Raw genomic sequence first — 12800 nt, 5'->3', positions numbered from 1 at the left:
AGGCTGTCCCTGGCTGAGGATAGCCGGGATGGCCCGCCCGCTCACCGCCCAGAATCTGTTTACGATCTGCTGCGCGTCGGCTAAACGGTGTTGAAAACGACCTCGGAATGCTCATTTACCACTCGTAAACTCCGCTTCCTCGGCCGTTTTCGCCACCGTTTATCTCTAGCTCGCGAGATCGTAAACAGGTTCTCAATCGTGTGAAGCGAGAACCGCTGCGCGCCGGCCCAGGCCGTAATCGAGGGCGGCGAACAGCGCCAGCAGGCCGAGGGCATACAGCGCCTCGCTGCCCAGGGCCAGCAGCACCAGGCTACAGAGCAGCGTGCTGAAGCCGGCCAGCCAGCGCCACACACCGCGCAGCAGCACCCAGCCGGCCGCCATGCTGAGCAGGTAGACCACCACGAAGTTGCCGTTGGCGTAGCGGATCAGGTCGTCCACCGAGAGCTGCAGCACGGCGGCCAGGCTGGCGCACAGGCAGCAGATCAGCACCACCACCAGCAGGGCGCGGGCCGGTACGCCGTGGCGGTTGAGGCGGGCCAGGGGGCTGGGCAGCTTGCCTTCGTCGGCCAGGCTCCAGATCAGCCGGGCGAAGCCCTGCACATAGACGTTCATCGAGGCGAAGCAGGCCAGGTAGCCGATCAGCGCCACCAGCCAGCGCGCCTGCTCGCCCAGCAGCAGCTGCATCAGGCGCGGCAGCGAGGCGGCGTCACTGTGCACGTCGCCGTACACATGGAAGCTCAGCACGGCCACCGAGAAGGCCCAGTACACCAGGCCGGCCAGCAGCACGCCGAGCAGCAGGGCGAGGGGGAAGTCGCGCTGCGGGTGCTTGAACTCCTCGCCCAAGTGGGTGAAGGCCTCGATGCCGACGAAGCACCAGAACATCACGCCCAGTGCCGTCGGGATCAGGTGCCAGGAGCCCTCGATGGACGGCAGCAGCGGCTGGCTGGCCAGCGGCAGGTCGGCCACCCACCAGACCAGCGCTACTGTGCCGATGATCGCCAGGGCGATCAGCCCCTGCACCAGGCCGCTGGCCCGGGCCGGGCGCTGGCCGAGCAGGAGCATGGCGCCGAGGGTGACGAACTGGATCAGCAGCGCCTCGCCCTTGCCCACCGGCAGCACGGCCTGCCAGAACCCGGTGGCGATGTTCAGCGCGGCCGGCAGGCCCACCGGCAGCACGGCGAGGAACAGGAAGGCGATCAGCCGCTCCAGGCGCGCACCGAAAGCCCGGCCGATCAGGTGCGGTGCACCGCCGGCATGAGGGAAGCGCTTGCCCAGCTGGGCGAAGGTGAAGGCCACCGGCAGCACCAGGCCGATCAGGATCAGCCAGGCCCACAGCGAGGCGGTGCCGGCGGCGGTGGCGGCCAGCGCAGGTACCACGAAAATGCCGGTACCGAGCAGCGAGGTGCTGAGCAGCCCGACTCCCTGCAGCAGGCCCAGTTCCTTGTTCAAGCGGCTCATGTTGTATGCTCGTGGCTTCTTTGCGATCCCGCCATGGTAAGCCGTCGCCCCTTGTGCCGCTGCTGCCAGCTCGCCGCCGATGCCCGGCAAACTGGCGGAATCGCCCGTCAAATTGCCTGCCGAGAAGCACCGTGGACAAGTTCGACCGCCAGATCATCGCCCTGCTGCGCCAGGATGCGCGCACCCCCGTCAGCCAGATCGCCCGCGAGGTCAATCTGTCGCGCTCGGCAGTGGGGGAGCGGATTCGCCAACTGGAGCAGGGCGGGGTGATCCAGGGCTACCACGCCCGTGTGGTTGACCCGACGCAGAATACGATCAAGGCCTTCCTCGAACTGTTCTACAAGGAAAGTCGCTGCCAGGACTATGTCGAGCGCATGCGCGCCTTTCCGGAAATCCGCCAGTGCTGCGGCATCAGCGGCGAGACCGACATGCTGGTGCAGGTGGAGGCAGCCAGCATGGCGCGCCTGGCCGAGATCCGCGGCGAGATCGAGAGCTACCCCGGCATGCAGCGGGTCAAGACCCATATGGTGGTGACCGAGTGGGCGATGTAGGGCGGGAGCAACCCGTGTAGCGTCAATACCCGTGCCGATGGGGCTTCTTTGCTATTCCGTCATCCCCGCGCAGGCGGGAATGACGAGGCAGAAGGGGGATTGCGCGAGGAGGCTCGACAGGTGGGCGGGTTAAGCTCGCTATTCCTGATCCCGCGACGCGGGTTTCACCCGCCCTACGGCTCGAGCCGCTGCAGCACTATGCGGCCGCGGCTCATATCGCCCAGCTGGCTGGCGGCCTCGGCGAGTCGCTCGGCCGGCAGCGCCAGTTGCAGCACGGCGCCGTCGCCATCGAAATCTTCCCGTTCGAGCAGCGCCTGCCAGTCGGCCAGGCGCGCCTTGACCCGCATCAGCTCGGCGAACGGCACATGGCAGTGCGCCTGCACCCGCAGCACCCGGGCGATACGCTCGCCACCCTGCAGGCACTTGGCCGCACTGCCGCCGTAGGCACGGGCCAGGCCGCCGGTGCCAAGCTGGATGCCGCCGTACCAGCGGATCACCAGCACCACCACCTGGTCGCAGTCCTGGCCCTCGATGGCGGCGAGGATCGGTCGGCCGGCGGTGCCGCCGGGTTCGCCGTCGTCGCTGAAGCGGTACTGCTGGCCGCACTTGAACGCCCAGCAGTTGTGCGAGGCGCCGAGATCCTTGTGCTGCTCGATAAAGGCCAGGGCCTGCTCAGCCGACTCGATGGGCGCGGCCATGGCGATAAAGCGGCTCTTGCGGATCTCCTCGCGGTACTCGCAGGGGCCGGCCAGGCAGAAACTCACCGCGCGGCCTGCAGCCAGGCGCGGCGGGCGGCCACCTCATGGAAGGTCCAGGCCACGAAGCGGCTCTGCTTGTTGCCCTGGGCCATCTCCACGCAGCGCACTTCCAGGGCGCCGGCCTTGGCCAGGGCGGCCTGCAGGGTCGGCAGGTTGCTGGCCTTGGACACCAGGCTGCTGAACCACAGCACCTGGCCGGCGAACTCGGCGCTTTCCCGCGCCATACGCCGCAGGAAGGCCGCCTCGCCGCCTTCGCACCACAGCTCGTTGCTCTGCCCGCCGAAGTTCAGCACCGGCAGCTTGCGCTTGGGGTCGAGCTTGCCGAGGTTCTTCCACTTGCGCGTGCTGCCGCTCACTGCATCCTCGGCGGAACTGTGGAAGGGCGGGTTGCACAGGCTCAGGGTGAAGCGTTCGCCTGCCTCGATCAGGCCCTGGAAGATCTGCTCGGGCTGGGCCTGGCGGCGCAGCTCGATGGCCTCGCCCAGGCCGTTGGCCTGCACGGTCACGGCGGCCGCGGCGAGGGCCTGCGGGTCGATGTCGGCGCCGACGAAGCGCCAACCGTAGTCGCTATGGCCGAGCAGCGGGTAGATGCAGTTGGCACCGGTGCCGATATCCAGCACGCGCACCGCCTTGCCACGCGGGATATTGCCGTCATTGCCCTCGGCCAGCAGGTCGGCCAGGCCGTGCAGGTAGTCGGCGCGCCCGGGAATCGGTGGGCACAGGTAGCCCGGCGGAATGTCCCAGTGCACGATGCCGTACAGCTGGCGCAGCAGGGCGCGGTTGAACACCTTGACCGCCTCCGGGTTGGCGAAGTCGATGCTCTGCTTGCCGTAGGGGTTGAGGATGACGAATTTGCCCAGTTCCGGGCTGGCTTCGATCAGCTTGGGGAAGTCGTAGCGCCCCTGGTGGCGGTTGCGCGGGTGCAACTGGCCCTTGGTGACGGCCTTGGGTTGGCGAGGGGGCTGGGCTTTCTGACGCATGATGGGCTGTTCGGCGAGCGGGGTTGGCATTGTCCCACAGACACTAGTTCCAGCCCATCTGCCAGCGTTCGGTGTCCTCTAGCAGGTGCCAGTCCAGGCGCTCGCTGCGCCCGGTCAGCACGGCCTGCAGGTCGATCGTCAGTACTTCCCCAGAGTCACTGCGCTGCAGTTCGGTGACCAGGAAGTGCCGCTCGCGATTGCGTGGTGTGCGGGCCGTCCACTTCGACAGCAGCAATTTGCGCGGATTGATCCGGCCGGGCTTCACTGGCGATGCTCCAGCAGCCGGCGAGCCGCCTCCTGGCCGCTCAGCCAGGCGCCTTCCACCCGGCCGGACAGGCACCAGTCGCCGCAGGCATACAGGCCCAGGTCGGCGTCGGCCAGGGCGCCCCACTCGTGGGCACTGGCCGGCCGCGCATACAGCCAGCGATGGGCCAGGCTGATACTGGGCGCCGGCAGCGGGCAGCCGATCAGTTCGGCGAAGGCGCCGTGCAGGCGCTCGATCACCGCCTCCTTGGGCAGATCCAGATGCTGCTTGCTCCAGCTGCTGCTGGCATGCAGCACCCAGGTGTCGAAGCTGCCGTCGCGCGCCGGTTTGCTGCGGTTGCGCGCCACCCAGTCGAGCGCACTGCCCTGGGCGAAGCAGCCCTCGACGCGGGTGTCCAGGGCCGTGGCGAAGGCCAGGGCGACGGCCCAGGTCGGCTCCATGATCACGCTGGCGGCGGCGCTGGCCAGCTTCGGCGCAGCGCTGAGCAGGCCGGTGGCCTGGGGGGCCGGGGTGGCGATGATCACGCTGCTGAACGGGCCGTGGCTCTGGCCCTCGGTGTCCTGCAGCTCCCAGTACTGCTCGCCGCGAAAGACTTCGGTGATGCGGCAGGAGAAGTGCACCGGCAAGGCGCCGAGCAGGGCGCGGCTGATGGCGCTCATACGCGGGGTGCCGACCCAGCGCACTTGTTCATCCGGCGAAGGGCTGAGGCCGTTCTCGTTGCTCTGGTACAGTTCGGGATCCCACTCGGCGACCCAGCCGCGGGCCTGCCAGTGCTGCACCACTTCGACGAAGCGGCGGTCACGGGCAGTGAAGTACTGGGCGCCGAGATCCAGCGAGCCGGCGTCGCTACGCTTGCTGGCCATGCGTCCGCCGCTGCCGCGGCTCTTGTCGAACAGCTCTACTTCCAGGCCGGCGGCATGCAGTGCCTGGGCGGCGGAGAGTCCCGCCAGGCCGGTGCCGATGATGGCGATGGGTGCGCTCATGGTCTACCTCGTTTCCGCTACGACAGGCTACGTTTTAGACAACCCTGCGTGGTCGGTGTGTGCCGTACAGGCGGATTTGCTTGCAATCGCGGGCCTGTTGAATCTGCGACGCTGTGTCCGGGCGGACAAGGCACGTAACCGCGTCATAATTCAGACTAGGGCGAGACTGGTGGTTAGCGCCATGCGAGGAGGATGCCATGCATATCTTGCTGACCGGCGGTACAGGTTTGATCGGTCGGGCGCTGTGCCGTCACTGGCTCGCCCAGGGCCACCGGCTGACCGTCTGGAGCCGCACTCCGGAGCGGGTGGCGGGCCTGTGCGGCGCCTCCGTGCGGGCTATTGGCCGGCTCGAGGACTACGGCGACGAACCGCTGGATGCGCTGATCAACCTGGCCGGCGCGCCGATTGCCGACCGGCCCTGGACGCACAAGCGCAAGGCGCTGCTGTGGGCCAGCCGCATCGGCCTGACCGAGCAGCTGCTGGCCTGGCTGGAGGCGCGGGCGCAGCGGCCGCAGGTGCTGGTTTCCGGCTCTGCAGTGGGCTGGTACGGCGATGCCGGCGAGCATGAGCTGCGCGAGGGCAGCCCGCCGGTGATCGAGGATTTCCCGGCGCAGCTGTGCGGCGCCTGGGAAGAAACCGCCTGGCGCGCCGAGGAGTTGGGCATCCGCGTGGTGCTGCTGCGTACCGGCCTGGTGCTGGCCCGCGAGGGCGGCTTTTTGGCGCGCCTGCTGCTGCCGTTCAAACTGGGGCTGGGCGGGCCGATCGGCAATGGCCGGCAATGGATGCCGTGGATTCATCTGCAGGATGAAATCGGCTTGATCGATTTTCTCTTGCAGCAGGATGATGCGCGCGGTCCTTATAATGCCTGCGCGCCGCAGCCGGTGAGGAACAAGGCGTTCGCCACCGCCCTCGGGCATGCGCTGCATCGCCCGGCGCTGTTGCCGCTGCCGGGGCTGTTGCTGAAAATTGGCCTGGGCGAACTCGCCGGCCTGCTCCTCGGTGGGCAGAAGGTGCTGCCGAGCCGGGCGCAACAGGCTGGCTACGAATTCCGTTTTACTGCTATCGAGGCGGCCCTGGCCGACCTCTTCAAGGATGCTGCATGACAGATCACGCTCTACTGCTGGTCAACCTCGGTTCGCCGGACTCCACCTCGGTGGCCGATGTGCGGCGCTATCTCGACCAGTTCCTCATGGATCCCTATGTGATCGACCTGCCATGGCCGATTCGTCGCCTGCTGGTGTCGCTGATCCTGCTCAAGCGCCCGGCCCAGTCGGCCCATGCCTATGCCTCGATCTGGTGGCCGGAAGGCTCGCCGCTGGTGGTGCTCAGCCGCCGCCTGCAGCAGGCCATCACCCCGCTGTGGCAGCACGGCCCGGTGGAGCTGGCCATGCGCTATGGGGAGCTGTCGATCGAGAAAGCCCTGCTGCGCCTGGCCGCGCAGGGCGTCAAGCGGGTGACCCTGGCGCCGCTGTACCCGCAGTTCGCCGATAGCACCACCACCACCGTGATCGAGGAAACCAGGCGGGTGCTGCGCGATAAGCAGCTACCGTTGCAACTGGCGATTCTGCCGCCGTTTTTCCAGGAGCCGGTGTACCTCGATGCCCTGGTGGCCAGTGCCCAGCCGCACCTGCAGCAGGGCTTCGACCACCTGCTGCTGAGCTTCCACGGTCTGCCCGAGCGCCATCTGCACAAGCTCGACTCCAGTGGCCATTGCCTCAAGGGTGCCGACTGCTGCAAGACGGCCTCACCGCAGGTGCTTGCCAACTGCTACCGCGCCCAGTGCCTGCGCAGTGCCGAGCTGTTCGCCGAGCGCGCCGGGCTCAAGCCGGGGCAATGGTCGGTGTCGTTCCAGTCGCGCCTGGGGCGTGCCAAGTGGATCGAGCCCTACACCGAGACGCGCCTCGACGAACTGGCCAAGGCCGGGGTGAAGAAGCTGCTGGTGATGTGCCCGGCGTTCGTCGCCGACTGCATCGAGACCCTGGAAGAAATCGGTGATCGCGGCCGCGAGCAATTCCAGCAAGCCGGTGGCGAGGAGCTGGTACTGGTGCCGTGCCTGAACGAACACCCGCAGTGGGTGGATGCGCTGAAAACCTTGTGCGAGCGCGCGCCGCAGGCGCTGTAAAATGCCCCTGAGGTTCTGGCTGCTGACCGCCCTGCTGCTTTGCAGCGGGCTGGCGGCTGACGAGCTGCGCGTGTGCCAGCACGATGCCGGGCGCTACGCTTACCGCATCGAGCTGGCCAACCTGATTCTGGCGCGTACCGCCGCCAGCTATGGCGCCATGACGATAGCCGCGGCGAGCGGCGACGACCCGCCGCAAGAGCGTTGCCTGGCTCAGCTGCGTGCCGGCATGGTCGACCTGGCCTACGTGCCGCCCAATGCTCAGCGCCTGCACGATTTCGACATGCTCAGGTTCGACCTGCATGCCGGCCTGCTCGGCTACCGCCTGCTGCTGATCAACCGCCAGGATGCCGCACGTTTCGCCCAGGTGCGCAGCCTCGATGAGCTGCGCCAGCTACGTGGTGGCTTCGGCAGCCAGTGGAGCGATTTCCCGCTGTTCGCCCTCAACCGCCTGCCGGTGGTGGGTAGCGCGCATCCGGAAAACCTGCTGGCGATGCTCGCCGAGCACCGCTTCGACTATTACCACCGCGCCGTGGCCGAGGCCTGGCAGGAGGTGGGCGACCATCCCGAGCAGCATCCGCAGCTGATGATCGAGCCGAGCCTGGCGCTGGTTTATCCGCTGCCGGTGTATTTCACCTTCAACCGCGACCGGCCCGAACTCAGGCAGCGCTTCGCCGAGGGTCTGGCGCTGATCCAGGCCGATGGCAGCTTTCAGGCGCTGTTCCTGCGTCATTTCGGCGAGCAATTGCAGCGCAGCCAGCTGGCCCAGCGCCGCCTGCTGATCCTGCAGAGCGACCTGCCGGAAGGCTTGCCGGCGGCCGACAGCCGCTTCTGGCTGCGGCCCTGAGTGGTTCGCTGACTTGACCGGCTGATGGCTTGCGCTTGAGTGTTTGGACTCGGCACTTTCCTCGGCTGGAGCTATAGATTTCGCCTTGCACGGCGACTCACTTTTTCCAAACGCGGAAAAAGTAAGCAAAAACGCTGTGCCCCTGCATCCGGCCCTACGCTCCGCTCCGGGTTCGTTCGTTTCATCGTTGCTCCAGGGGCCCGCCGCGAAGGGCCATCCTTGGCCCATCACGGCTCTCGCGGCATCCATGCCGCTCAACCTCTTCCACAACGACTCCACTCACCCTCCTGAAGGGGCGTTTGGTGGTGCCTGAAAGTTCGCGTTTAAGGAACAGAGCAAAGAGTATTCAAGCAACTCGGAGCTTGACCCCCGTCAGGAGGCCGAACGGAGGTGTTGCGCAGGGGAGCGAGCCGCATGGAGGCGGCGAGAGGCTTAAAGGGCCAGGGATGACCCTTGTAAGCCGGCCCCGGAGCAGTACCGGAGGGAGGGAAGTTTCGCGCAGCGAAACCCGGATGTCGGGCGCGCTTTCTCTTTGGTTACTTTCTCTTTCGCGCGAGCAAAGAGAAAGTGACTCGCCGTGCGAGGCGAAACCTATAGCCAAGGGCCGAGGAAAGCGCTGAGTCCAAAGCACAAAGCCCAGGCTGGAAACAAAAAACGGAGGCTAGAGCCTCCGTTCCTGTTACCGCCACAACGTACCGCTTACAGCACTTCGAACAGCCCGGCCGCGCCCATGCCGCCGCCGACGCACATGGTGATCACCACGTACTTCACGCCGCGACGCTTACCTTCCAGCAGGGCGTGGCCGACCATGCGCGCGCCGCTCATGCCGTACGGGTGGCCGATGGAGATGGCGCCGCCGTTGACGTTGAGCTTGGCCGGGTCGATGCCGAGCTTCTGCGCGCTGTACAGCACCTGGCAGGCGAAGGCTTCGTTGAGTTCCCACAGGCCGATGTCGTCGACGGTCAGGCCGTGCTGCTTGAGCAGCTTGGGCACGGCGAACACCGGGCCGATGCCCATCTCTTCCGGGGCCAGGCCGGCCACGGCGATGCCGCGATACAGGCCCAGCGGCTGGATGCCGCGCTGGGCGGCCAGGGCGCCGCTCATCAGCACGCTGGCACTGGCACCGTCGGACAGCTGGCTGGCGTTGCCGGCGGTGATGCAGCCACCTTCGATGACCGGCTTGAGCTTGGTCAGGTCGTCCAGCACGGTCTGCGGGCGGTTGCCCTCGTCCAGGCTGAGGGTGACGTCTTCGAAGCTGACCGCGCCGGTTTCCTTGTCGACCAGCTTCTTGCGGGCGGTCACCGGGACGATTTCATTGGCGAACAGGCCGGCGGCCTGGGCGGCGGCGGTGCGCTGCTGCGACTGCAGGGAGTAGGCGTCCTGGGCCTCGCGGCTGATGCCGTAGCGCTTGGCCACCAGTTCGGCGGTCTGCAGCATCGGCATGTAGGCGTGCTCGGCCATCTTCACCACGGCCGGGTCGTAGTCGGTAGCCGTCCACTTCATGTGGGTGTTCTGCACCAGGCTGATCTGCTCCTGGCCGGCGCCGACAGTGACGGCCATGCCGTCGACCATGATCTGCTTGGCGGCGATGGAGATGGCCATCAGGCCGGAGGCGCACTGGCGGTCGATGGTCTGCCCGCTGACCGACAGCGGCAGGCCGGCGGCCAGCAGCGACAGGCGGCCGAGGTTGGTGGAGGCGGTGCCGCCCTGCATGGCGGTGCCCATCACCACGTCCTCGATCTCGCCCGGCTCGATGCCGGCACGCTCGACTGCGGCGCGCAGGGCGATGGCGGCCATCGACGGCGATTTGAGGTCGTTGAATGCACCGCGGAAGGCCTTGGCGATCGGCGTGCGGGCAGTGGAGACGATAACGGCGTCTTGCATGGCGGAATCCTCTGTTGTGGTTGTTTGATCAGTCGCGCAGCAGGCGGGCGAGCGCCGCGCGCAGGGTCTCGGGAATGCTTACCGGGCGATTACTGGCGCGGTCGACGAACACGTGGACGAAGCGGCCAGCGGCGCAGGCTTCGTCTTCGCCGACCTTGAAGATGGCCAGCTCGTACTGCACCGAGCTGTTGCCCAGCTTGCCGACCCGCAGGCCGACCTCGATGCGTTCGGGAAAGGCGATGGAGGCGAAGTAGTCGCAGCTGGAGCTGACCACGAAGCCGACCACGTTACCGTCGTGGATATCCAGGCCGCCGACCTCGATCAGGTAGGTGTTCACCGCGCTGTCGAAGAAGCCGTAATAGACCACGTTGTTGACGTGGCCATAGACGTCGTTGTCGTGCCAGCGGGTGGTGATCGGTTGGAAGTGCGCGTAGTCGCTGCGCAGGTGTTGGGGTTGGCTCATGGGCTGTTCTCGTCGTGCTTGCGTACCACCCTAAGGCCTGGGCGATGCGCGGGATAGTTTGATTCGTGGGCTGTATTGCAAGCCATTGACCACCCCTCTCCCTGTGGGAGAGGGGCCGGGGGTGAGGGATTCACAAGCGACTCCGAGTTGCCGGCATCACCCTCACCCTAGCCCTCTCCCGGTGGGAGAGGGAACAGAAGCTCCGCGCCCTACCTCCTGCATCCATGCAGTCGTCTCCCGGAGGGAGCTACTCAATACGCCGCCTGGTAGATGGCCAGGGCGTCGGCCTCGCTGACCTCGCGCGGGTTATTCACCAGCAGGCGCTGCTGCAGCATGGCGTCGCTGGCCATGCGCGGCAGCATGGACTCGGGCACGCCGGCATCGCGCAGGCGATTGGGCAGGCCGCAGCGCTGGTTGAGCGCCGCCAGTTCGTTGATGAACTCGGCGCAGCACTGCTCGGCGCTGCCACCCTTGAAGCGCTCACCGAGGATCAGCGGGGCCAGTTCGGCATACAGCGCGGTGGCCATCGGCGCGTTGAAACGCAGCACATGGGGCAGCACCAGGGCGTTGCTCAGACCGTGGGGGATATGGAAGTGCCCGCCCAGTGGATAGGCCAGCGCATGTACGGCCGCGCACGGCGCGTTGGCGAAGGCCTGGCCGGCCAGCAGGGCGCCGAGCAGCATGGCCTGGCGTGCCTCGCGGTTGCTGCCGTTATGCACCGCCTGGTCGAGGTTGGCGGCCAGCAGGCGCAGGGCCTCGCGGGCCAGCAGGTCGGACAGCGGGTTCTTCTTGATCTTGCTGGTGTAGGCCTCGATGGCATGCACCATGGCGTCGATGCCGGTGGCCGCGGTCACCGCCGGCGGCAGGCCGAGGGTCAGGTCGGCGTCGAGCACTGCCAGATCCGGCAGCAGCAGCGGCGAGACCACGCCCATCTTGGTGGTTTCGCCGGTGGTGATGATGGCGATCTGGGTGACTTCCGAGCCGGTACCGGCGGTGGTCGGCACCTGGATCAGTGGCAGGCGCTGGCCACGGGCGTTGCCCACGCCGTAGATGTCCTTGAGCTGCTGCGCGCAGCTCGGGTGGGCGAGCAGGGCGACCAGCTTGGCCACGTCCATCGAGCTGCCGCCGCCGAAGCCGATCACCAGCTGCGCCTCCAGGCTGCGCGCGCGTTCCACGGCGTTGAGCACTATGGCCTCGGGCGGGTCGGCGATCACCTGGTCGAACACTTCCACGGCGAGGCCAGCGCTGGCGAAGCCGGGCAGTACGCCGTCTAGCAGGCCGAAGCGGGTGATGCCGGGGTCGGTGACGATCAGCACCCGGCTGGCGCCGCGTTCGCGGCACAGCTCGGCCAGGCGCGCGGCCGAGCCGGATTCACAGAGGATCTGCGCGGTGGTGGCAAAACTGAAAGGTTGCATGGCGATACCTCCAAAGAGTCAGGGCTGGGCTGGCGCGGGGCGCTGGCGGGCGAAGAAGTCCCAGATCGCCTGCGGGCCGTCGAAGCCGGACAGGGTCGGGCCGAGCAGGCGTGGGGCGCGGAAGCCGGCCTGGGGAATCAGGTGACCGCCGCCGATCAGCGAATACAGCGCCACTTCGGCGCGGCCCTCGGCCTGCCACTGGTCGAGGGTGACGCGCTGGGCGCGGTCGCCCTGGTGCGCCCAGGCGCTGCTACTGCGCACGGCATCCTGCGGGTAGCCGGCCAGCTGGGCGAAATACTGTGCGGACTCGTACGCCGAACGCACCGTGCCGCGGTTACCGAGGCCGAACAGGGTGACGATGCCGCCGTTGTAAGGATTGATCGGGTCGCGGGTGCCGTTCATCAGCAGCACCGGCACGGCCTGGCCGGACGGCGTGCAGTCCAGGTTGTCGTCGCTCGGCAGGTTGGCGGCGATGGCCGCCACCCCGGCCAGCAGGTGCGGCTGTTCCAGGGCGATGCGCAGGCCCAGGTGGCCGCCGTTGGAGTAGCCGGCGAGGAAGGCGCGCTGCGGGTCGGCGCCCTGCTGGCTGGCCAGGCGCTGGATCAGTGCGGCGATCAGGCCCTTGTCGTCGATGTTCTGCGTGCGCGCCGGGTAGTCGGCGCGGCGCCGGCAGTCGTTCCAGTTGTTCTCGAAGCCTTGTGGGTAGACCACGATGAAACCGTGCTGGTCGGCCAGGCGCTCGAACTCGTAGGCGGTGAAGGTGCGCATGTCGGCGATGGTCTGCAGCGAGCCATGCAGGACGAACAGCAATGGCGCATGGGCCGGCAGCTTGGCCGGGAGATAGACGGCGTAGTCGCGCTGGCGGCCGCCGACTTCGATCTGCCCATGCTGCAGGGTGGCGCTCAAGACCGGTTCGTGCGGTTTGGGCGCGTAGAGGAAATAGCCATACAGACCGCCGAGAAGCACGGCGATCAGCAGGAACAGGGTGAGCACTATTGTTGTTTTTTTCATCCGTGCCTCATGGTGGGGTAGGGCGGGTGAAACCCGCGGGTTGCACCCGCCCTACGGTTGGCAGTC

13 protein-coding genes are annotated in these 12800 nt (G+C 67.4%); 4 read left to right on the top strand and 9 right to left on the bottom strand.

Translation table 11 applies throughout. The features are described from left to right. Positions 1-192 precede the first annotated feature (192 nt). Positions 193-1458, bottom strand: coding sequence for an L-methionine/branched-chain amino acid transporter (yjeH, locus tag A9179_RS17115; protein WP_187807417.1), 1266 nt, complete (start codon positions 1456-1458; stop codon positions 193-195). A gap of 131 nt (positions 1459-1589) precedes the next feature. On the opposite strand from yjeH, the gene A9179_RS17110 reads away from it, so the two are divergent. Beyond that, positions 1590-2009 carry an Lrp/AsnC family transcriptional regulator gene (locus A9179_RS17110; RefSeq protein WP_187807416.1) on the top strand — a complete coding sequence of 140 codons (420 nt, stop codon included), beginning with the start codon at positions 1590-1592 and terminating at the stop codon, positions 2007-2009. A 173-nt stretch (positions 2010-2182) separates the two neighbouring features. On the opposite strand, the gene A9179_RS17105 is transcribed toward A9179_RS17110, so the two are convergent. The 4 genes from A9179_RS17105 to A9179_RS17090 are packed head-to-tail and all read right to left on the bottom strand — an operon-like array spanning position 2183 to position 4995. Next, positions 2183-2773, bottom strand: coding sequence for an IMPACT family protein (locus A9179_RS17105; protein ID WP_187807415.1), 591 nt, complete (start codon positions 2771-2773; stop codon positions 2183-2185). Next, positions 2770-3747: a 23S rRNA (adenine(1618)-N(6))-methyltransferase RlmF gene (rlmF, locus tag A9179_RS17100; RefSeq protein WP_262410616.1), complete on the bottom strand. Its 978-nt coding sequence runs from the start codon at positions 3745-3747 to the stop codon at positions 2770-2772. The genes A9179_RS17105 and rlmF overlap by 4 nt, the downstream gene beginning before the upstream one ends. 43 nt (positions 3748-3790) lie before the next feature. Beyond that, positions 3791-4012: a TIGR02450 family Trp-rich protein gene (locus A9179_RS17095; protein ID WP_187807413.1), complete on the bottom strand. Its 222-nt coding sequence runs from the start codon at positions 4010-4012 to the stop codon at positions 3791-3793. Next, the gene (locus tag A9179_RS17090) at positions 4009-4995 is read right to left on the bottom strand and encodes an NAD(P)/FAD-dependent oxidoreductase (RefSeq protein WP_187807412.1); all 987 of its coding nucleotides are present in this window, start codon (positions 4993-4995) and stop codon (positions 4009-4011) included. The genes A9179_RS17095 and A9179_RS17090 overlap by 4 nt, the downstream gene beginning before the upstream one ends. Positions 4996-5192: 197 nt before the next feature. Here A9179_RS17090 and A9179_RS17085 point away from each other — a divergent pair, with 197 nt between their 5' ends. The 3 genes from A9179_RS17085 to A9179_RS17075 are packed head-to-tail and all read left to right on the top strand — an operon-like array spanning position 5193 to position 7961. Further along, positions 5193-6098: a TIGR01777 family oxidoreductase gene (locus A9179_RS17085; protein WP_187807411.1), complete on the top strand. Its 906-nt coding sequence runs from the start codon at positions 5193-5195 to the stop codon at positions 6096-6098. Further along, positions 6095-7117, top strand: coding sequence for a ferrochelatase (locus A9179_RS17080; protein ID WP_187807410.1), 1023 nt, complete (start codon positions 6095-6097; stop codon positions 7115-7117). The genes A9179_RS17085 and A9179_RS17080 overlap by 4 nt, the downstream gene beginning before the upstream one ends. A 1-nt stretch (position 7118) precedes the next feature. Continuing rightward, complete coding sequence (locus A9179_RS17075; RefSeq protein WP_187807409.1) at positions 7119-7961, top strand: substrate-binding periplasmic protein; 843 nt, start codon at positions 7119-7121, stop codon at positions 7959-7961. 699 nt (positions 7962-8660) lie between these two features. Here A9179_RS17075 and A9179_RS17070 read toward each other — a convergent pair. The 4 genes from A9179_RS17070 to A9179_RS17055 form a co-directional block, all read right to left on the bottom strand. After that, the gene (locus tag A9179_RS17070) at positions 8661-9845 is read right to left on the bottom strand and encodes an acetyl-CoA C-acyltransferase (RefSeq protein WP_187807408.1); all 1185 of its coding nucleotides are present in this window, start codon (positions 9843-9845) and stop codon (positions 8661-8663) included. 28 nt (positions 9846-9873) lie between these two features. Next, entirely contained in the window at positions 9874-10308 is a 435-nt protein-coding gene (locus A9179_RS17065; protein ID WP_187807407.1) for an acyl-CoA thioesterase, read from the bottom strand. 251 nt (positions 10309-10559) lie between these two features. Further along, positions 10560-11723 carry an iron-containing alcohol dehydrogenase gene (locus A9179_RS17060; protein ID WP_187807406.1) on the bottom strand — a complete coding sequence of 388 codons (1164 nt, stop codon included), beginning with the start codon at positions 11721-11723 and terminating at the stop codon, positions 10560-10562. A gap of 18 nt (positions 11724-11741) precedes the next feature. Next, complete coding sequence (locus A9179_RS17055) at positions 11742-12734, bottom strand: CE1 family esterase (protein ID WP_187807405.1); 993 nt, start codon at positions 12732-12734, stop codon at positions 11742-11744. Positions 12735-12800: the final 66 nt, after the last annotated feature.

It is taken from the genome of Pseudomonas alcaligenes, assembly GCF_014490745.1.
GTDB lineage: Bacteria > Pseudomonadota > Gammaproteobacteria > Pseudomonadales > Pseudomonadaceae > Aquipseudomonas > Aquipseudomonas alcaligenes_C.
This window is presented reverse-complemented; position numbering and strand designations above follow the sequence as displayed.

What these genes read in the sequence shown, in the direction of transcription:
- A9179_RS17065 (WP_187807407.1), bottom strand. Translation starts at nt 10,308, where the DNA reads ATGAGCCAACCCCAACACCTGCGCAGCGACTACGCGCACTTCCAACCG.
- rlmF (WP_262410616.1), bottom strand. Translation starts at nt 3,747, where the DNA reads ATGCGTCAGAAAGCCCAGCCCCCTCGCCAACCCAAGGCCGTCACCAAG.
- A9179_RS17085 (WP_187807411.1), top strand. Translation starts at nt 5,193, where the DNA reads ATGCATATCTTGCTGACCGGCGGTACAGGTTTGATCGGTCGGGCGCTG.
- A9179_RS17060 (WP_187807406.1), bottom strand. Translation starts at nt 11,723, where the DNA reads ATGCAACCTTTCAGTTTTGCCACCACCGCGCAGATCCTCTGTGAATCC.
- A9179_RS17080 (WP_187807410.1), top strand. Translation starts at nt 6,095, where the DNA reads ATGACAGATCACGCTCTACTGCTGGTCAACCTCGGTTCGCCGGACTCC.
- A9179_RS17090 (WP_187807412.1), bottom strand. Translation starts at nt 4,995, where the DNA reads ATGAGCGCACCCATCGCCATCATCGGCACCGGCCTGGCGGGACTCTCC.
- A9179_RS17075 (WP_187807409.1), top strand. Translation starts at nt 7,119, where the DNA reads ATGCCCCTGAGGTTCTGGCTGCTGACCGCCCTGCTGCTTTGCAGCGGG.
- A9179_RS17055 (WP_187807405.1), bottom strand. Translation starts at nt 12,734, where the DNA reads ATGAAAAAAACAACAATAGTGCTCACCCTGTTCCTGCTGATCGCCGTG.
- A9179_RS17070 (WP_187807408.1), bottom strand. Translation starts at nt 9,845, where the DNA reads ATGCAAGACGCCGTTATCGTCTCCACTGCCCGCACGCCGATCGCCAAG.
- yjeH (WP_187807417.1), bottom strand. Translation starts at nt 1,458, where the DNA reads ATGAGCCGCTTGAACAAGGAACTGGGCCTGCTGCAGGGAGTCGGGCTG.